The following is an 18,186-nucleotide window of genomic DNA, read 5'->3' on the forward strand; positions in this document are numbered from 1 at the left end:
CAAGCGGACGCGGTGCCCGGCATTCCTCGGAAGTGACCGGGCACCGTGTTCGCATCAGCGACTCAGGCGTTGGAATCGCCGCACAGCCAGCGGCAGGAAGATCGCCGTCAGGATCACCGGCCACACCATCGCCATGAGCAGTGCGTGCTGTTCGATCCACGAATCACCGCTGCCCACCGGAGTTCCGAACAGCTCACGGGTTGCGGCGACCGTGGACGAGATCGGATTCCATGCGGCGATCCCGCCGAGCCAGCTCGGCATCAGCTGCGGTGCGACGAAGATACTCGAGATCATGGTCAGCGGGAAGGCCACCGCGAACAGACCACCGGCCGCCTCCGGATTCGGCACCAGCAGCCCGAGCCAGACACCGACCCAGATCAGGGCGAACCGCAGCAGCAGCAGGAGCCCGAAAGCCGTAAGGCCGTTGGCGATTCCACCATCGGGCCGCCAGCCGATCGCCAGCGCGGTGAGCATGAGGATCGCCAACTCCGCACAGGCGACAATCAGGTCGGTGACGCCGCGCCCGGACACTACCGCCGAGGATGCCATCGGCATGGAACGGAATCGGTCGATCACGCCGTTGGTCGCGTCGTACACGACCACCGTCGCAGTATTGATGAACCCGAACGCCATCGTCATCGCGAACATGCCCGGCATCAGGAAGCTCCGGTAGTCGCCGCCGCCGGGCACGCTCATCGCACTGCCGAACACATATCCGTACAGCAGCACCGACAGAATCGGGAACCCGAGCTGCCAGGCGATGTTCACCGGTTGGCGTTGATAGTGGGTCAGCCCACGCCGCACCACATTCCAGCAATCGGCGACCGCCCAGAATGCCCGCGAGTGGGTCGGCGTCGCGGTCACGGCGGTCATCAGGCGGCCTCCTCGGCAACGGTGCGGTATCCGGTCAATTGGAGAAAGACGTCGTCGAGGCTCGGCCTGCGCAATCCGATGTCCTCGACGCCGATCCCCTCGTCCTGCAGAGCGCGTGCTACCTCGGTGAGCGCGGCGACGCGGTCGGCGACGGGCGCGTACACCCTGCGTTCGAGATCGTCGGTCGCCGGCTCCCCCGCACTTACCCTGGCAACCACCTTGGCGACCGCAGGCAGATCGGCGACCTCGGCAGCGACGACCTCGAGGAGATCGGCTCCGACAGTGTTCTTCAGCCCGTCCGGGGTGTCGTCGGCGATGGCCCGGCCCTGATCGATCACGGTGATGCGGGAGGCGAGTTTGTCCGCCTCCTCCAGATATTGGGTAGTGAGCAGGACGGTGGTGCCGTCGGCGACCAACGCCCGCACCGATTCCCATACCTCACCTCGGCTGCGCGGATCGAGTCCGGTGGTCGGCTCGTCGAGGAAGAGCACCTCCGGCGACAGGATCATCGATGCCGCGAGGTCGAGCCTGCGTCGCATACCGCCGCTGTACTTGCCGACACCTTTGTCGGCGGCATCGATGAGATCGAAGCGCTCGAGCAATTCGGTCGCGCGCTGCCGAGCCCGGCGCCGACCGAGATGAAAGAGCCTGCCGAACATTTCGAGGTTCTGACGCCCGGTGAGCACCTCGTCCACCGCGGCGTACTGTCCGGTGACCCCGATCCGCGCGCGCACGAGCCGGGGTTCGCGTGCCACATCGAGCCCCGCTACCTCGGCCCGGCCGCCGTCGAGGCGGACCAACGTCGACAAGATTCGCACGGCCGTGGTCTTTCCCGCGCCGTTCGGGCCGAGCAGCCCGTGCACAGCCCCACGCCGAATGGTCAGATCGAAACCGTCCAATGCGCGCTTGTCCCCATATCTCTTGTCGAGCCCCTCGGCTCGTACCGCGAATTCGTCGTTCACTCTCGCCCTCCGCATCACATTCGTCAGACAACTGGGTACGTTGTACTCCAATTAGAGTACAACGTACCCAATTCTGTGCCAAGCAGATAAGCTGGCACTCATGACGAGCACGGAGGCCAGCGGCAGCGGTGACATCGCCCGCACTCTCGACCTGCTCTGGGACACCGGCACCCGGCCCAGTCGCGGACCCAAACCGGCACTCACACTGGACCGCATCGTCGAAGCGGCGATCGTGGTTGCCGACACCGAGGGTTTGGAAGCACTCACCATGCGCCGCGTCGCCGCCGCGCTCGGCACCGGCACCATGTCGCTGTATCGCTATCTGCCGGGCAAGGCCGAGCTACTCGACGTCATGCTGGATCGGGTACAGCGGCCTACCGCCGACGCCTACCGCGGCGAGGGCTGGCGCGGCGCGCTCGAGGCCTTGGCCCATGAATCCCTTGCCCTCTTTCGCCGCCACCCCTGGCTGCTTCAGGTCAACCAGTCCCGACCGGTGATGGGCCCCAGTGCCGTAGCAGGCATGGAGTTGGTGGTCTCGCGGATCAAACCCATGGGCCTGACCGACCCCGAGTTGGTCTCCGCGGTCATCCTGGTCAGCGACTACGTCGCTGGCGCTGCCCGCACCCAGCTGTATCTACAAGAGGCAGAACGCAAATCGGGCCTGACCGACGCGGAGTTCTGGCACGCCCAGGCCCCGGTTCTCGAACGCGCCATGGCCAGCGGCCACTACCCGGCGATGGCGGCACTATCCAGCGATGCGTTCGATCCCGGCTTCGATCACTTCGGGTTCGGCCTTGCCCGCATCCTCGACGGCCTCGAAGTCCTGGTCGCCGCGCGCGCCGCCGCCGAGTAGCCGCTACTCGACCCGCACCGACGCCAGGTCCTGCCCGCGAGCGGCGGCCAAGTGGTCGGCTGCCGTGGCGAGCCGCTGCTTCGGTGGTGCGACGCCATCGAACATCGTGATCATGAGGTCGCTGTCGACGATTTCCCAGGTGCCCGCGATGTGGCCGTCGACAACCACGATCGGGGAGATCCAGCCCGCCGGCCAGCCAATCGACCGATGGTCGGCGGGCATGCCTCGTTACCCGATCTGCCGAGCACCGGCTACCACGCGATGACCCATCGGCGGCGTCCTACTCAACCGAGAACCCAGCTGCAGATCAACAATCCGGCGGCCACCTCGAGCATTCCCATCATGGTCGCGGTGATCACCCCGAGTAATGCGGTGCGGTTGGTCGCCCTGCGCATCGCACTGGCCGGTGACACCAGCCGCTCGGCCCTGGCCACCACTGCGGTGGCCGCAGCGTTCATGGCATGCACCGGGGTCGCTGGCCCGGCACCGACCAGCGCGATCAACCCACCGAGCAGAGGTTCGGCGCCATGCCTACGCGCGGCCTCGTCATCGGCGCACATTTCGAGCAGCCGGTTGATCTCCTCGGCACCGACCCTCAGCAGCCGCACACGCGGCAGGATCGTCGCCAACCCACGCACGAACGCTGTCAGTGCGCCATGCCTGCCACGCAGGTGCGCGCGCTCGTGCGCGAGCACCGCGGTCAGTTGATCGGGTGCAAGTGTGTCCAATGCGGCACTGGTGACGACGATCGCGTCCGGCCGCCCTGCGACGCAATACGCCTGTGGTTGCGGCGAATCCAACACGACCACACCGAGATCGGGCCGCAAACGTCCGACGAGCAAGACTGCCCGCGCGTGCTCCAACGTGCGCCGACGCATGCGCAGCAGAATCCGGGCCGACCGCCACAGCACCACCACGGTCCCGGCGATCACCACCGCCGCCACCGCGAACGACGCCGTGCGCAGCGTCGGGCTCGCCGCCTCGTTCACCGGGGTCGACAGTGCGTCGACGCACACGCGCACCGCCACATCCGCATGCCAGTATGTGGCGAATTCGACGAGCAACATGCCGGCCGCCAGCAACCACGATCCGAGCGCACCAACGATCGTCACCAGCCAGGCGACCACGCCCAGCCGCGGCGCGGCGCCGCTGCGGGTCAGCCATTGCAGCACCGAGGGCCCGAACAGCGCGACCAGGCCGCCGTACACCAGCAGGCAGAGAGCGACGTTCACGGCGCTTCGGGCGGCTTGTGGGAGGTCAGCCTGCGCAGCGCCGCCCGCAGTCCCGCCGATTCGTCGGCACTGATCCGGTCGACGAAATGGCTGAGGACCAGATCCGAACGGCCGCCGGAACCGAGCGCCTCCAGCATCAGCCGCGCGCTGTGCTCCTCACGGGTGAGGGTCGGCCAGTAGCGGTAGGCCTTGCCCGCACGTTCACGCGCCAGCCAGCCTTTGCGGTGCAGGTTGTCCATGGTCGACATGACCGTGGTGTAGGCGATGTCGCGTTCGGCCGCCAATTCGTCGAAGATTTCGCGGACCGTCGTGGTCTCCGCGTCCCGATCCCAGATGCGGTCCATGATCACCGCCTCCAGGTCCCCGAATCCACGCACTGTGCCGACTCCCTCATCGTTTCTCGACCGACTGACGCCCCAGGATACCGGCTTCGCACGATTCCTACGTAGATAGGCCGTAGATTTGTCAGCGGCGGCCGCGAAAGGTCCTACGCAGATCTTCGACCCACAAATCGGGGATTTCCCACGGAATGAAGTGACCACCGTGGTCGTGGACGGTCAGGTTGACGTGGTTGTACCACTCGGCGCGGTCGCTGTCGAGGAAGCTCTGCACGCGCCGATCGGTGTCGACACCCGGCGGGTTCTCGTAGCCGACGAAAGTGATGCCGGTCGACGCTTCGATCACCGGCTGCCGGTTGTGCGAGGGCGTCCACGGATAGCGATTGTTGTTGGCGTAGGTACGAATCGAGGTGCCGATCGAGTTCGTCACCCAGAAGATCATGGCGTGGGTGAGCAGCTCGTCCTTGGTGAAGACGTTCTCGATGTCACCGCGGTTGTCACTCCATTTCACCCAGCGTTGCAGTATCCAGGCGAGCATCCCGGCAGGCGAGTCGGACAGCCCGACAGCCAGCGTGCTCGGTTCCAGCACATGCGCGGCGAGATGGACCGCGAAGCGACGCTCCATCTCGACGATCCGGTCATGGACATCGGCGGGCAGCCCTTCGGGAATGGGCCTGCCGCCGCTGACGTCCCAGGCCCGGTCGCCCTCGAACAGACTCAGTTTCTGACCGGACCCGATGTGGATCGCAATCAGCTCGTCCGCATACTTATGGCCGAGCTGGCCGGTGACCAGCGCACCGACATCACAGCCCGCCGCCGCGTACACGGTGTGGCCGAGAGTCTCGGTCATGAGGGTGTGCCAGAGGTCGGCGACCTTCCAGAAGTTCATGTCCGGGTTGTTCGGCAGCGGCGTGGAAAAGCCGAAGCCGGGGAACGACGGAACGATCACCTCGAACGCCTCGGCCGGATCACCGCCGTATGCCCCCGGATCCGCCAGCTGGTCGACGACCTTGGACCAGTGCCAGAACGTCCACGGCCAGCCGTGGGTGAGGATCAACGGCGTCGGGTTCGGGCCGACGCCCGTCTTACGCAGAAAATGCACCGGCACGCCGTCGACCTCGACCCGGTAATGCTCGTAAGCGTTGATCGCGGCTTCGGCCTTGCGCCAGTCGTAGCCGTCGCGCCAGTACTCGACGAGTTCCTGCAGGTACCGACGATCAATACCGTAGGACCAATCGTCATTGCCCGCGTCGACCGGCCACCGCGTCAGAGCCAGGCGCTGCCGAAGATCGGCGAGCACGTCATCGGGCACATGGATCGGCGTCGGCGGCAGCGGGAACGGGTCCGCACGGTGCTCCGCAATGGGTTCGTTGCTCAATTGCCTTCTCCCACAGTCGCTTCACCAGATTTTCGCCGAGTTCGACGCACCGAATCGGCAAACACACCGCCATCGTAGTGCCCCGTTCCGATCGCATCGACGGCGGCGACACCAACTCCACAGTTCACAAATTCGAACATATGTGCGAATATAATGCTCGTGTCCGAATCCGCACCCGCCGCTCGATCCGGTAGACCCCGGATCGAGGCGCGCGCGGAAGCGTCGATCCTGCATGCCGACCTCGATTCCTTCTACGCCTCGGTCGAACAGCGCGACGACCCGCGATTACGGGGACGTCCGGTCATCGTCGGCGGCGGCGTCGTGCTCGCCGCCAGCTACGAGGCGAAGGCCTGCGGTGTGCGCACCCCGATGAACGGCGGCGCCGCCCTGCGACTGTGCCCGGACGCCGTCGTGGTGCAACCACGCATGTCCGCCTATGCGGAGGCCAGCAAGGCGGTGTTCGACGTCTTCCGCAGCACCACACCCATCGTCGAAGGCATCTCCATCGACGAAGCGTTTCTGGATGTCGGCGGTCTGCGCCGGATCGCGGGCGCGCCCGTCGATATCGCACACCGACTCCGCGCCGACGTTCGCGAGCAGGTCGGCCTGCCGATCTCCGTCGGCATCGCACGCACCAAATTCCTCGCGAAAGTGGCAAGCGCGGTGTCCAAACCGGACGGCCTACACCTCGTCCCGCCGGACGGCGAACTCGGCTTCCTACACCCGCTGCCCGTCGAAAGACTCTGGGGCGTAGGCGAAGTCACCGCGCGCACGCTGCACGACCATGGCATCACCCGGGTCGGTCACCTCGCCGAGGTCGGTGAACCCGCGCTGCGCTCGATCCTCAGCCCTGGCGCGGCCCGGCACCTGTTCGCCCTCGCGTGGGCCCGCGACCCGCGCCGCGTCGAGACCGGCCGCCGCCGCCGCTCGATCGGCGCCCAACGCGCCCTCGGCCGCCGCCCGCGCCCACCCGACGAAATCGAGGCTTACCTGCACGGCCTCACCGACCGCCTCGGCCGCCGCCTGCGCGCCGCCGACCGCGTGTGCCGAACCGTAGTGCTACGCATGCGTTTCGACGATTTCACCCGAGCCACCCGCTCCCACACCCTCGCCGAAGCGACCGATCACACCGAAACGATCCTGCGCACCGCCCGCGCTCTGCTCACCACCGCTATGCCGATGATCCAGGAACTCGGACTCACCCTCGTCGGCCTCGCCCTCACCAATCTCGAGGACGCCGACGCGGTGCAACTGACCCTCCCGCTGGAGCCACGCGCCACCAACACCCTCGACTCCACCCTCGACGATCTCCGGCAACGCTTCGGCTCCAGCGCCGTCACCCGCGCCGCCCTCATCGGCCGCGGTGAGGGCATCTCGGTCCCCCTACTCCCCGACTGATCCCGATCCGTGGCCTCACACTACGTCGCTGCTGTCGGCCAGCCGCTCAGTCGCACTACAGCCGTTCGATAATGGTGGCGTTGGCGAGACCGCCCGCCTCGCACATGGTTTGCAGACCGTAGCGACCGCCGGTTTGTTCGAGGTGATTGATCATGGTGGCGAGGATTCGCGTGCCGGAAGCGCCGAGTGGGTGACCGAGGGCGATCGCGCCACCGCGGGGGTTGAGTTTCTCGGGGTCGGCGTGCACGTCGTGCTGCCAGACCAACGGGACCGGGGCGAATGCCTCGTTCACTTCGTAGACGTCGATGTCGTCGATGGCCAGGCCGGCCCTGGCGAGCACCTTGCGGGTAGCCGGAATGACAGCGGTGAGCATGAGTAGCGGGTCGTCGCCGGTGACCGCGAACGAATGGAAGCGAGCGCGCGGTCGCAGGCCGAGGGCCTCGGCCTTGTCCTCACTCATGATCAGCGCGGCCGAAGCGCCGTCGGTGAGCGGCGAGGAATTGCCGGGCGTGATCGACCATTCGATCTCCGGAAACCTCGCCTGGAACTCGTCGGCAGCGAACGCGGGGCGCAAACCGGCGAGCCCCGCCACCGTGGTGTCCGCGCGAATCGTCTCGTCCGCGGTCAACGCACCGGCCGCGACGAGCTCGTTATCGAAACCGCCTGCCGCCGCGGTCCGTGCCGCCAGCCGATGTGAACGCGCGGCGAACGCGTCCAGACTCTCCCGATCCAGCTTCCACCGCTGAGCGATGATCTCCGCTGCGATTCCTTGTCCGATAAGACCTTCCGGAAACCGGTGTGCCAGCGGACCTCGGTTCGCGTCCTTGCCCTGCGCGTTGGAGAACATCGGCACCCGGCTCATCGACTCCACGCCGCACGCAATCGCGATGTCATAGGCCCCCGCGATCACACCCTGCGCCGCGAAGTGCGACGCCTGCTGACTGGACCCGCACTGCCGATCCACCGTGGTGGCGGGCACGGTCTCGGGAAACCCGGCAGCCAACACCGCCGTCCGCGAAATGTTGAACGCCTGCTCACCACTCTGCGTGACACAACCACCGATCACATCATCGACCAGCGCCGGATCTAGATCGTTGCGCTCCACCAGCGTCCGCAGCACCTCGGCCAACAGCGTGGCCGGGTGAACTTCCGACAGCCCACCACCCATTTTCCCCTTACCCGAGGGTGTGCGCACCACGTCGACAACGACGGCAGAAGTCATAACTACTCCCTGTCCAAACCAGTGACCATCATGTGAATCACCATTAACTTAGCACCACCATACGCCAATCTCCCGCAACTGCGCACCACCCCCAGGTCCACTACCCCGGCCGAACGGGACATGGCAGCAGCAGGTGCCGAGGGATCAGCGACTTCGCTTCGGGCGCTTGTCCATCAGACGCAGGATGAGGGGAGTGAAGATCAATTGCATGGCCAGTTCCATCTTGCCGCCGGGGACGACGATGCAGTTGGGGCGCGACATGAATGAGTCGTGCAGCATCGAGAGGAGGTATGGAAAGTCGATCACTTTGGGATCGGCGAAACGGATTACCACGAAACTTTCGTCGGCGGTGGGGATGGTACGGGCGATGAAGGGGTTGGAGGTGTCGACAGTCGGCACTCGCTGGAAGTTGACGTAGGTGTGGGAGAACTGGGGGCAGATGTACTTCACGTAGTCGGGCATGCGGCGCAGGATCGTGTCGATGACGGCTTCACTCGAGTAGCCGCGTTCGGTCTTGTCGCGGATGACTTTCTGGGTCCACTCGAGGTTCACGATCGGCACCACGCCGACCAGCAGATCCGCGTGTTGCGCGACGTTCACGGAGTCGGTGACAGCGGCGCCGTGCAGACCCTCGTAGAACAGCAGGTCGCTGCCGGGCGACAGGTTTTCCCACGGCGTGAAGGTGCCCGCGGGCCGGCCGTAGGGTTTCGCTTCCGCGTCATCGTGCAGGTACTTGCGGACCGAGCCGACCCCGGTTTCGCCGTATTCGCGGAAAAGCGTCTCCAACTCCTTCAGCAGATTCGCCTCCTCGCCGAAATGGGAGAAGGTACGGTTGCCGCTCTGTTCGGCCTCCACCATGGCGAGCTTCATCTCGTTGCGGTCGTAGCGGTGGAAGGAATCCCCCTCCACGATCACCGCATTGACGCCCTCACGGCGGAAGATCTCCTGGAAAGTCCGTGTGACGCTGGTCGTTCCCGCACCGGATGATCCGGTGATCGCGACGACGGGATGCTTCACCGACATGGCATTTCCTCGAATCTCAATGGGGGGCAGGCCGGAACAGCGACCGGGAGCCGAACAACGAGCTGTCGAAGCTCGGCCCTTCGTCGGGCTCACTGTGATAGCGCTCGATCCGCTCCACCTCGTTGCGCGATCCGAAGATCAACGGCACCTGGTGGTGCACGTGCTCCGGCGGCACCTCGAGCACGCGATCACCACCGGTGGTAGCCCAGCCACCCGCCTGCTCGACAATGAAGGCGATCGGATTGGCCCCATAGAGCAACGACACCCGCCCCGGCCGCAGCGGCGGCCTTGCGTCGTGCGGGTACAGGTACACGCCACCGCGAGTGAGAATGTGGAACGTGTCGGCGACCAACGACGCCACCCAGCGCATATTGAAATCCCGGCCACGCGGCCCGTCCACTCCGTCGAGGCATTCGTGCACGTATCTACGCACCGGCCGTTCCCAAAACCGCTCGTTCGCGGCATTGATCGCGAATCCCGATGTGTCCTCCGGGATGCGCATCCGCGGATGGGTCAGCACGAACGCGCCGATCTCCCGGTCGAGGGTGAACCCGTCGACACCACTGCCGGTGGTGAGCACCAGCATCGTCGCCGGACCGTAGAGGGTGAACCCGGCGCAGACCTGCCGCACGCCCGGCTGCAGGAAGTCATCGGCCTTCGGCGCCGCGCCACCGCCGCAAGCCCGCGCCCGATCCGGAGCCCGCAGCACGCTGAATATCGTTCCGACGGGAAGATTTACGTCGATATTGGACGAACCGTCCAACGGGTCGAAGGCCAGCAGATACTTACCGCGCCGGTGGATATCCGGCACCGGATGAATCTGCGTCATCTGCTCCGATAGCAGTGCCGACAGGTGCCCCGTCCACTGCGTCTGCGCCACCATGATGTCGTTGGCGATCGCATCCAGTTTGCGGTGCACCGTCAGCGGCAGATTATCCGGCTCCGCCGCGCCGAGCGAGCCGACAATGGATCCCCGCATCACCTGGTTGGCAATGATTTTCGTCGCTGTTGCAACAACATTCACCAGGGCGGAGAACTCGCCGGACGAGCCGGGGTGCCGGTGCTCCTCCTCGATGGTGTAGCGGGTGAGGGTCTTCAGTCCTTCTGGCATGGTGACTCGATCCCGTCAGGCGGGGGCCCTTGCGGTCGGCCCGTCCGGCAGCTCGGTTGTGCTCGATTTGCGGTGCTCCCGGGGCCCTTCGTGGTCACGCACGCTACCGCCTCCGGTCCCGTCGCTCGCCCCGCTGTCACCGAACACGCTGCTGCCTCGGACATCCCGGGTGGTCAGCGTGATCAGGTCGGTCTTGGTGAGCGGTTGCCGCAACTCGACCAGGCGTTTGGCCTGGCGCAGCCGGCACCGATCGAGGGCATTGCGGACACTGCGCGCGTTCGAGAATCGCGGCCTGCGCATCCGCAACTCGACATACTCGGCGAACGCGGATCGCGCGGCCTGGTCGAAGCGAAAGCTTTCCCGGGCCACCATGATCTCGGCGATCTCCAGCAACTCTCCATGGGTGTAGTCGCGGAATTCCAGATGGTGCGCCACGCGCGAGGACAGTCCGGGATTCGCGGAGAAGAATCGGTCCATCCGATCCGCATAACCGGCGAAGATCACCACCGAACTCGCGCGCTCGTCCTCCATCTCCTGCAACAGGATCTCGATGACCTCCTGCCCATAGTCCCGCTCGTTCTCGGGGCGAAACAGGTAATAGGCCTCGTCGATGAACAGCACTCCCCCAGCCGCCCTGGCCAGCGCCTCTTTCGTCTTCGGCGCGGTGTGTCCGATGAATTGACCGACCAGGTCGTCGCGGGTCACGGTGTGCACCTTCGGTTTCCGGATATAGCCGAGGGCATGCAGCATTTCTGCCATGCGCAGCGCGACAGTCGTCTTGCCGGTGCCAGGCCCCCCGGTGAAACTCATGTGCATGGTCGGCCGGGATGCCCGCAGCCCGAAGCGCTGACGGGCCCGATCGATCAGTAGCAGCGCCGCGATCTCCCGGACACGCAGCTTCACATTCGCCAAGCCGACCAGTTCCGCGTCGAGTCTGGCCAGCACTTCCTCGACGTCGTCGCCCGCGATATCGGTCGACAGGTCGAGCACCGCGGTGTCGCCGAGGATCTCCGCGGCGGTGTCGGATGTCGGATCGGGCGGCACCGCCCGCACCGGCCGGGGATCATCGACACCGGGCCGGTGCAGCCGGAAACCGCCGGGCGCCCCGGAATGCTCAACCGCCATACCGCGCCCCCGGACGATCGTTCGTGGCATAGGAATGCAGCCCGTAGATCTGCCGCCGATCGGGCCCTTCAGCGCGGGTGAGCAGGAACCCCGGTTCGTCGGCGGGCCGCTGCACCAGGAAGCTCAGCGCCGTGGTCTGCCTGCCGTAGCGGGCGTCATAGGCGAGTATCCGAATGTAATGTCGCGGAAAGGTTTTCCGGCAGTCATCGACCTCCGCGAGCACACCGTCGGGCTCGTCGAGATCGAACAGCGGCAGCCCCCACATTTCCCAATAGGCATTGCGAGGATGCGGGTCGTCGGTGTACTCGATGGACACCGGCCAGTTGTTCAGCAGCGCGTAGCGTACCTGCGCGGCGATCTCCGCATCGGTGAGTTCGGGCAAGTACGAGAAGGTTCCTTGACGCAGATACATGGCACGTCCTTCGGATATTCGGCCTCAGTGGCTTGCCGTCGGCACGGCGTCGGGTGCATCGGTGGAGGTGTAGTCGAAGGTGACATCACCCCAGGTCGCCAGCGCGACATCCAGGGGGCGACAGGACTGCGCCGCCTTGCGCAACACATCCGGTCCTTCCTTCAACAGATCGCGGCCCTCGTTGCGTGCCTTGACAATCGCCTCCAGCGCAACCCGGTTGGCTTCCGCCCCTGCCGCGATCCCGAGGGGGTGACCGATAGTGCCGCCGCCGAACTGCAACACCACATCGTCACCGAACAGGTCGACCAGTTGATGCATCTGGCCCGCGTGGATGCCGCCGGAAGCCACCGGCATGACCCCCGGCAGGCTTGCCCAGTCCTGGTCGAAGAAGATGCCATTGCCGAGGTTCGCTGGAATATGGTTCTCCCGCAACGTGTCATAGAAGCCGCGTGTGGTGGCCGGATCACCCTCCAGCTTCCCGACCACCGTCCCCGCATGCAGATGGTCGACTCCGATCAGCCTGCACCACTTGGCCAGCACCCGGAAGCTGACACCGTGTGTCTTCTGGCGCGTGAAAGTCGAATGGCCTGCCCGGTGCAGGTGCAGCAGCACACCGTTGCGCCGCGCCCAATGCGACATGGACTGCATGGCGGTGTAGCCGACCGTCAGGTCCATCATGATCACGATGCTGCCCAGTTCCTTGGCGAACTCGGCGCGTTCGTACATGTCCTCCATCGTCGCCGCGGTCACATTGAGATAGTGGCCCTTGACTTCACCGGTCTCGGCCGTAGCGCGATTCACGCCCTCCATGGCGAACAGATAGCGATCGCGCCACCTCATGAACGGTTGCGAGTTGATGTTCTCGTCGTCCTTGGTGAAATCGAGACCGCCCTTACACGCCTCGTAGACCACCCGACCGTAATTGCGTGCGGAAAGACCCAGTTTCGGTTTCACTGTCGCACCGAGCAGTGCCCTGCCGTACTTGTTCAGGTACTCCCGCTCCATCACAGTCCCGTGCGGCGGACCCTGGAACGTCTTGACATAGGCGACCGGAATGCGCATGTCCTCCAACCGCAGTGCCAGCAGTGGTTTGAAGCCGAAGACATTGCCGATGACGGACGAGGTGAGGTTGGTGATCGAACCTTCCTCGAACAGATCGAGGTCGTAGGCGATGTAGGCGAAGTACTCCCCCGGCCGGCCGGGCACCTCATCGATCCGATAGCACTTGGCCTGGTAGCGCGAGTGCGCAGTCAGCCGATCGGTCCACACCACAGTCCAGGTGGCCGTGGATGATTCGCCCGCAACCGCGGCGGCGGCCTCGATCGGGTCGACACCCTGCTGGGGGGTGACCCGAAAGACCGCGAGGATATCCGTGTCCTTGGGCTCATAGTCCGGGGCGTAATACCCCATCGATGCATACGATTGGACACCCGGATCCCAGCGGTCCCGTTCGGTTTTCTCGGCCATCATTCCTCCAGATCCTGAGGGTGTGCCTTGCGATTTCCAGGATGACGGCGTCGGCGACGACAAACAATTTGATTGTTTCTCCGAATACTCAACGGTTTCTTCGAGTTTGGTACCGTCGAATATGGGTATGGTGAGCGCATCTCGGATGGAAACATTCCTGGCTGTGTCCCGCCAGAGCAGCATCCGCCGCGCGGCGGGCCAGCTGCACATCACCGAGGCCGCCGTCTCCGCGGCGGTCGCGCACATCGAGAAGCAACTCGGCGTCGCACTCGTCACCAAATCCGGTCGGGGCATCGTGCTCACCGAGGCGGGGCGGGTGTACGCCGAGTACTGCCGCACCATCCTCGGGCTCATGAAGGAAGCACACGCGGCGGTCCGACACGCCGAGACAGGGCGGCTACGAATCGGAGTCGTCGCCACCGCCGGTGAATACGTGCTGCTGCGGCTGCTCGCGTCGTTCCGCAACCGCTACCCCGACATCGAGCTGAGCTTGTCGGTCCATCCCCGCGATACCCTCTTCCTCGAATTGCATCACCATGAAACAGATCTGGTCATCGCAGGCCGTCCCCCACGCGACACCGGCCTGGTCATCCGCGGCCGCCGAGCTTGCCAACTCGTCGTGGTCGGCGCCTCCGAACACCACCCCGACCCACTGCGCAGCACCTGGCTGCTGCGCGGCCGCGGCTCAGGCACCCGCGACGCCACACTGAACCTGCTCGACCGGCTCGAAATCACGCCGCCCACTCTCACCCTCGGCAGCCACGGCGCAGTCCTTGCCGCGGCCCGCGAGGGCCTCGGCGTCACCCTCATGCACAGCGACGCGCTTGTCGGCGACCTCGAATCCGGTCTCCTGCAGGAACTTCCGGTAGATGGCACTCCGCTCGACCGACCGTGGCACGCCATCACCACCCGAACTCCCACGCCCACCACCCGACTGTTCCTGGCCCACATCCTCGACCCGGCAGAGGTCGGTGCGGCCGCCTTCCAGCCAGGGTGAGGTCACGACATCGTGGCTGCTACGTCCTCGGACCGGCATCCCCGGCAGCCTCCCCACCGGAATGGCGGCACAGACGCCCCTATGTGAGCATGAATCCGTGAGCAACCGGGCGAACCTCGTCAGCGAACAGACAGTGACGCTGGCGATGGACTACGGGCAGTTCCTCATCAGCGGCGGCGCGGGCGATGAAAACGACCGATCTGATTACTACGAAGTGGAATTACTCGACCGAGCAATGGCATCGCAACCGCGTGCGGGAGACGGCATCACGGTTCTGGTGCTCAGCCCGCACCAGAACAATTTCGCCATGGCGGTGACGGTGCAGGTCTGGGACGCGCGCCCACCGGCCGACCGTGACGCGTGGCAACAAGTGTGTGAAGCGCGGTTGCAGGTCGGCGATGTCGGCGCGCTGTTCCTCGAATCACCGACCCTCGACATGATCGTCGCCGCCCAGGTACCCGAGGGCACGTATCTGCTCGAGGTCAGTGGGACCGGTTTCCTGAACTACGGATGGCCGGGCAGCACCACTCCCGGGGACAGCTGGCGAATCCGTCTGTGGCCTGACGACGGCAGCGATCCGTTACCGCCGCAGCTGTGGAGCATGCCCGGTTACGGTGTGCCGGAGAACATTCCGATCCCTCAGCACCCATTGTCGACGTTCGACGGGGAATCGACCTTCATGGTCGAGACCGAGCGCAGCCCTGAAATGAATGCGCACATCGAACTGGAGGCGCATCGGCACGCACTGCCGGAGACCACCCGCGAGCGGCAGGAATAACTCGGCACGTCGAGCGCTCCAAGCGCAGTGCACCTCGGGGTGCGCGGCACTCATATTTCTTCGGTTATCCGTAGGACGCTTCAGCAGCGATCGACTGCCGGCCCCGGGCCGCCCGGCCCGGTGATCTGGTGCCCGAACAGACTGGCAACAAAGAACATAAGTGCATCCATGATTCCAACTCCTCTTCTCTTCCAACCGGAGCGAAGCGACGAATAGACAAGCGGCACAGAGTCATGCGCCTAACCGGCTGGTTATGACGGCCGTCGCATTCGCGATCGGCGGCCAGCGCCTTCTTGATGTGCGCCCGACGTCGGAGGTACTCGAGCTGATCGAAGCGGGCCACACATGACCGGGCGGTGAGGTCCGGGGGCGTGCACATCCCGGACCCCACCCGATCGGCGATCCAGTGACCATAAGGTCGTCGGGTCACGAAGCCTGCTGTGACGATTGTGGACCAAATACGACCTGAGCAGCGGAGTTCGGTGTTACAAGCCGGTGAATTTCCTGTCGCGACGTGAACGCGGGTAGCGGTGTGGCATTCCCCGAGTCCGGCGCAGTGCTGTGCAAGACTGCACGCATGGCCGGCGAGGACTCGCTGATATCGAACGTGTCCGATACCGCCCGTTGGGTGGCGGCCTATCGCGCTGTCGAGACCACGCGACCGGATGCCCTGTTTCGTGACCCGCTTGCCGATCGACTGGCAGGAGAACGCGGGCATGCCATGGCGGTGGCCGCACCACGGATCATGCGCAATGGCTGGCCGGTGGTCACTCGGACCAAACTCATCGACGATCTCGTCGCGACCTCGATCCAGCAGGGCTGTGATCGGGTGTTGAATCTCGCCGCCGGTCTCGATACCCGGCCCTATCGGATGAACCTGCCCGAAGACTTCGTGTGGGTAGAGGCCGACCTGCCGAAGATGACCGCGGAAAAGGACATCGCGCTGGCCGCCGAGGCGCCTCGCTGCACGCTCATTCGTCGCGCTGTGGATCTCGCCGACGCCGATGCTCGCGCCAAGTTCCTCGACGCGGCGCTCGGTCCGGTCGGCCCGCAGGCAATGCCCGCCACCAAGGCACTCGTACTGACCGAGGGTTTGCTGGTGTACCTCGACGAAGGCACCGTCGCCGATCTGGCCCGCGCGTTGACTCGCCCCGAAATCGCCTGGTGGCTGGCCGACATCACCATCGGTATGAAGCGCACGCGCGGGAACACATCGATGTTCGAGAACGCACCACTGCGCTTCGAACCCACGAACGGCATCGCGTTCTTCGAGCGACTCGGCTGGCAGCCGCTCGAGGTGGAGCATCTGCTGGTGCACGCTCGCAAGCTCCGGCGGGCGCCGTGGTTTCTAGTGCCGTTCACCTACCTGCGGCAACCGGACCCACACGCACCGGGTCGGTACCCATGGTCCGGGGTTGTGCGGTTGCGGCACAGCCCGGAGAACTGCGGCATGCGTACGCGACATCCCACCTGAGCTGTCGGTCGGTCGGATCGGCCGCGCACCCCGGTTCACCGCATCGGTGTGCTCCGCCGAGTGCGAGGTCTGGATTCACCCGTTGAGGGCAGGAAGCATGCTGTCGTAGGTGACCAAAGAACCGATCCCACTCCCGATGGTCACGAACGGCACGTCGATCACCCAGATCCCGGCGCCGACCACGTCGTCGGTCCAGCTGTCGGAATCGACGAGGGCCAGGCTGATATCTCGCCCCCCGCATGTGTTCGGACACTAGCGGCGAGAACTTATGAAACCCTTGCGATGGGCAACCTCTCGCGACGCGTGAAGCAATCTGGGCGAACCTGCCACGGCGAGTGCCCTCGCGGACGTAGCATCCCCTCCGTGGCCGATACGATTCGTTCCACCCCTCTGCGGGTCCTGGTGTACAGCAACGACGCCGATACTCGGCGCCAGGTGATGCTGGCGTTGGGCAGACGCCCACACCCGGAGCTACCTGGCCTGGAGTACCTCGAAGTCGCCACCGCACCGGTAGTGATCGACCAGATGGACGCAGGCGGCATCGACCTGGCCATCCTGGACGGCGAGGCGGCGCCCGCGGGCGGGCTCGGCATCGCCAAACAGCTCAAGGACGAGATCGACCGGTGCCCACCGGTTCTCGTGCTCACCGGCCGCCCCGACGACGCCTGGCTGGCCAGTTGGTCGCGTGCAGAGGCCGCCGTCGCGCACCCGATCGATCCGATCCGGCTGACCGAGGCCGTCGTCGCGCTGCTGCGCAAGCGCACCGCGGCCTGACTCGCACCACATCTCCGTAGTCCCGGTGCCCGCCGGGACTCTTTTATGCATCCTGCATTCCGGCGTCCGCCGAAATTGTGCGCAAAGCCCGTCATCGCGGTGCTCGATTGTCACGTGACGACATCTCGATTACCCCCGTGTCAGTCATAAATAGCAGTCGCGAATTCGATCAAACAGCGCCCCGAAACCGCGTTCACGCAGGTGTGCCAGTTGTAGTGTGTGCCCTAGCTCACATGAGCGCGGGCGCGGCATGAGACCCGCTTCAGCAGGTCTCGCTACCCACCGAACCCGTGCTCACCCGACACGCTGACTCCAGCTCGCAGGAGGGGAAGTGCAGTAGTGAATATCGAAATGCCGACGCTTGTGCTCGGCGCGATCGGCGCTGCGTTCGCGGTGTTTTCCATAGTGATGGCCGCCCTTGTCGGCCCGAAGCGCTACAACCGGGCCAAACTCGAGGCCTACGAGTGCGGCATCGAGCCGACTCCGCACGCCGTCGCGGGCGGTCCGGGAAGCATTACCGGACAACGTTTTCCGGTGAAGTACTACCTCACCGCGATGCTATTCATCATTTTCGACATCGAGATCGTGTTCCTCTACCCGTGGGCTGTCCACTTCGATGCGCTCGGTCTCTTCGGTCTTGCCGCGATGGCGCTGTTCATCGTCAACGTCTCCGTCGCCTACGCCTACGAATGGCGTCGCGGCGGCCTCAGTTGGGACTGATACCGCGCGGTCGTATGCACGCCGTCATGTCGACACAGTGGAAGTGAGA

The 18,186-nt window shown here is 65.3% G+C and carries 19 protein-coding genes; 7 read left to right on the top strand and 12 right to left on the bottom strand.

Annotated features, from left to right (window positions below; all coding sequences use genetic code 11):
- Window positions 1-54 precede the first annotated feature (54 nt).
- A complete protein-coding gene (locus AB0M74_RS02595) occupies window positions 55-873 on the bottom strand; it encodes an ABC transporter permease (protein WP_364900742.1) in 819 nt (272 codons plus the stop codon).
- Entirely contained in the window at window positions 873-1,835 is a 963-nt protein-coding gene (locus tag AB0M74_RS02600) for an ATP-binding cassette domain-containing protein (RefSeq protein WP_364900744.1), read from the bottom strand. Before AB0M74_RS02600 ends, AB0M74_RS02595 begins: the two co-directional genes overlap by 1 nt.
- A gap of 100 nt (window positions 1,836-1,935) precedes the next feature.
- On the opposite strand from AB0M74_RS02600, the gene AB0M74_RS02605 reads away from it, so the two are divergent.
- Entirely contained in the window at window positions 1,936-2,688 is a 753-nt protein-coding gene (locus tag AB0M74_RS02605; RefSeq protein ID WP_364900746.1) for a TetR/AcrR family transcriptional regulator, read from the top strand.
- A gap of 3 nt (window positions 2,689-2,691) precedes the next feature.
- On the opposite strand, the gene AB0M74_RS02610 is transcribed toward AB0M74_RS02605, so the two are convergent.
- From AB0M74_RS02610 to AB0M74_RS02625, 4 genes are all read right to left on the bottom strand, one after another.
- The gene (locus AB0M74_RS02610) at window positions 2,692-2,910 is read right to left on the bottom strand and encodes a hypothetical protein (protein WP_364900748.1); all 219 of its coding nucleotides are present in this window, start codon (window positions 2,908-2,910) and stop codon (window positions 2,692-2,694) included.
- A 62-nt stretch (window positions 2,911-2,972) separates the two neighbouring features.
- Complete coding sequence (locus AB0M74_RS02615) at window positions 2,973-3,920, bottom strand: M56 family metallopeptidase (RefSeq protein WP_364900751.1); 948 nt, start codon at window positions 3,918-3,920, stop codon at window positions 2,973-2,975.
- The gene (locus tag AB0M74_RS02620; protein WP_364900754.1) at window positions 3,917-4,297 is read right to left on the bottom strand and encodes a BlaI/MecI/CopY family transcriptional regulator; all 381 of its coding nucleotides are present in this window, start codon (window positions 4,295-4,297) and stop codon (window positions 3,917-3,919) included. The genes AB0M74_RS02615 and AB0M74_RS02620 overlap by 4 nt, the downstream gene beginning before the upstream one ends.
- 88 nt (window positions 4,298-4,385) lie before the next feature.
- Window positions 4,386-5,636: an epoxide hydrolase gene (locus AB0M74_RS02625; RefSeq protein ID WP_364900756.1), complete on the bottom strand. Its 1,251-nt coding sequence runs from the start codon at window positions 5,634-5,636 to the stop codon at window positions 4,386-4,388.
- A 159-nt stretch (window positions 5,637-5,795) separates the two neighbouring features.
- On the opposite strand from AB0M74_RS02625, the gene dinB reads away from it, so the two are divergent.
- Window positions 5,796-7,034: a DNA polymerase IV gene (dinB, locus tag AB0M74_RS02630; protein ID WP_364900759.1), complete on the top strand. Its 1,239-nt coding sequence runs from the start codon at window positions 5,796-5,798 to the stop codon at window positions 7,032-7,034.
- Between the two features lie 55 nt (window positions 7,035-7,089).
- On the opposite strand, the gene AB0M74_RS02635 is transcribed toward dinB, so the two are convergent.
- The 6 genes from AB0M74_RS02635 to AB0M74_RS02660 form a co-directional block, all read right to left on the bottom strand.
- Window positions 7,090-8,256 (bottom strand): thiolase family protein, encoded by a 1,167-nt coding sequence (locus tag AB0M74_RS02635; RefSeq protein ID WP_364900762.1) that lies wholly within the window; start codon window positions 8,254-8,256, stop codon window positions 7,090-7,092.
- A 144-nt stretch (window positions 8,257-8,400) separates the two neighbouring features.
- Complete coding sequence (locus AB0M74_RS02640) at window positions 8,401-9,279, bottom strand: phosphoribulokinase (RefSeq protein ID WP_364900765.1); 879 nt, start codon at window positions 9,277-9,279, stop codon at window positions 8,401-8,403.
- A gap of 16 nt (window positions 9,280-9,295) precedes the next feature.
- The gene (locus AB0M74_RS02645) at window positions 9,296-10,390 is read right to left on the bottom strand and encodes a class 1 fructose-bisphosphatase (RefSeq protein WP_364900767.1); all 1,095 of its coding nucleotides are present in this window, start codon (window positions 10,388-10,390) and stop codon (window positions 9,296-9,298) included.
- A gap of 15 nt (window positions 10,391-10,405) precedes the next feature.
- Window positions 10,406-11,515 (bottom strand): AAA family ATPase, encoded by a 1,110-nt coding sequence (locus AB0M74_RS02650; protein ID WP_364900770.1) that lies wholly within the window; start codon window positions 11,513-11,515, stop codon window positions 10,406-10,408.
- Entirely contained in the window at window positions 11,505-11,927 is a 423-nt protein-coding gene (locus AB0M74_RS02655; protein WP_364900773.1) for a ribulose bisphosphate carboxylase small subunit, read from the bottom strand. The genes AB0M74_RS02650 and AB0M74_RS02655 overlap by 11 nt, the downstream gene beginning before the upstream one ends.
- Before the next feature lie 24 nt (window positions 11,928-11,951).
- Window positions 11,952-13,397 carry a form I ribulose bisphosphate carboxylase large subunit gene (locus AB0M74_RS02660; protein ID WP_364900776.1) on the bottom strand — a complete coding sequence of 482 codons (1,446 nt, stop codon included), beginning with the start codon at window positions 13,395-13,397 and terminating at the stop codon, window positions 11,952-11,954.
- 124 nt (window positions 13,398-13,521) lie between these two features.
- On the opposite strand from AB0M74_RS02660, the gene AB0M74_RS02665 reads away from it, so the two are divergent.
- The 5 genes from AB0M74_RS02665 to AB0M74_RS02685 all read left to right on the top strand — a co-directional run bounded on the left by AB0M74_RS02665 (window position 13,522) and on the right by AB0M74_RS02685 (window position 18,137).
- A complete protein-coding gene (locus tag AB0M74_RS02665) occupies window positions 13,522-14,391 on the top strand; it encodes a LysR family transcriptional regulator (RefSeq protein ID WP_364900778.1) in 870 nt (289 codons plus the stop codon).
- A 97-nt stretch (window positions 14,392-14,488) separates the two neighbouring features.
- Window positions 14,489-15,169: a hypothetical protein gene (locus AB0M74_RS02670; RefSeq protein WP_364900785.1), complete on the top strand. Its 681-nt coding sequence runs from the start codon at window positions 14,489-14,491 to the stop codon at window positions 15,167-15,169.
- A gap of 577 nt (window positions 15,170-15,746) precedes the next feature.
- Window positions 15,747-16,643 (top strand): class I SAM-dependent methyltransferase, encoded by an 897-nt coding sequence (locus tag AB0M74_RS02675; RefSeq protein ID WP_364901919.1) that lies wholly within the window; start codon window positions 15,747-15,749, stop codon window positions 16,641-16,643.
- Between the two features lie 438 nt (window positions 16,644-17,081).
- On the top strand, window positions 17,082-17,417 hold the full coding sequence (locus AB0M74_RS02680) for a hypothetical protein (protein ID WP_364901921.1): 336 nt from the start codon (window positions 17,082-17,084) through the stop codon (window positions 17,415-17,417).
- 339 nt (window positions 17,418-17,756) lie between these two features.
- Complete coding sequence (locus AB0M74_RS02685; RefSeq protein WP_328402370.1) at window positions 17,757-18,137, top strand: NADH-quinone oxidoreductase subunit A; 381 nt, start codon at window positions 17,757-17,759, stop codon at window positions 18,135-18,137.
- Window positions 18,138-18,186: the final 49 nt, after the last annotated feature.

Origin of the sequence: Nocardia sp. NPDC051463 (genome assembly GCF_040681975.1) — a bacterium.
Classification (GTDB): domain Bacteria; phylum Actinomycetota; class Actinomycetes; order Mycobacteriales; family Mycobacteriaceae; genus Nocardia.

Bases quoted from the DNA above. Each gene is read 5' to 3' on its own strand.
- AB0M74_RS02610 (WP_364900748.1), bottom strand. From the start codon at position 2,910: ATGCCCGCCGACCATCGGTCGATTGGCTGGCCGGCGGGCTGGATCTCC.
- AB0M74_RS02595 (WP_364900742.1), bottom strand. From the start codon at position 873: ATGACCGCCGTGACCGCGACGCCGACCCACTCGCGGGCATTCTGGGCG.
- AB0M74_RS02680 (WP_364901921.1), top strand. From the start codon at position 17,082: ATGCTGGCGTTGGGCAGACGCCCACACCCGGAGCTACCTGGCCTGGAG.
- AB0M74_RS02660 (WP_364900776.1), bottom strand. From the start codon at position 13,397: ATGATGGCCGAGAAAACCGAACGGGACCGCTGGGATCCGGGTGTCCAA.
- AB0M74_RS02655 (WP_364900773.1), bottom strand. From the start codon at position 11,927: ATGTATCTGCGTCAAGGAACCTTCTCGTACTTGCCCGAACTCACCGAT.
- AB0M74_RS02640 (WP_364900765.1), bottom strand. From the start codon at position 9,279: ATGTCGGTGAAGCATCCCGTCGTCGCGATCACCGGATCATCCGGTGCG.
- AB0M74_RS02635 (WP_364900762.1), bottom strand. From the start codon at position 8,256: ATGACTTCTGCCGTCGTTGTCGACGTGGTGCGCACACCCTCGGGTAAG.
- AB0M74_RS02675 (WP_364901919.1), top strand. From the start codon at position 15,747: ATGGCCGGCGAGGACTCGCTGATATCGAACGTGTCCGATACCGCCCGT.
- AB0M74_RS02650 (WP_364900770.1), bottom strand. From the start codon at position 11,515: ATGGCGGTTGAGCATTCCGGGGCGCCCGGCGGTTTCCGGCTGCACCGG.
- AB0M74_RS02605 (WP_364900746.1), top strand. From the start codon at position 1,936: ATGACGAGCACGGAGGCCAGCGGCAGCGGTGACATCGCCCGCACTCTC.
- AB0M74_RS02645 (WP_364900767.1), bottom strand. From the start codon at position 10,390: ATGCCAGAAGGACTGAAGACCCTCACCCGCTACACCATCGAGGAGGAG.
- AB0M74_RS02665 (WP_364900778.1), top strand. From the start codon at position 13,522: ATGGTGAGCGCATCTCGGATGGAAACATTCCTGGCTGTGTCCCGCCAG.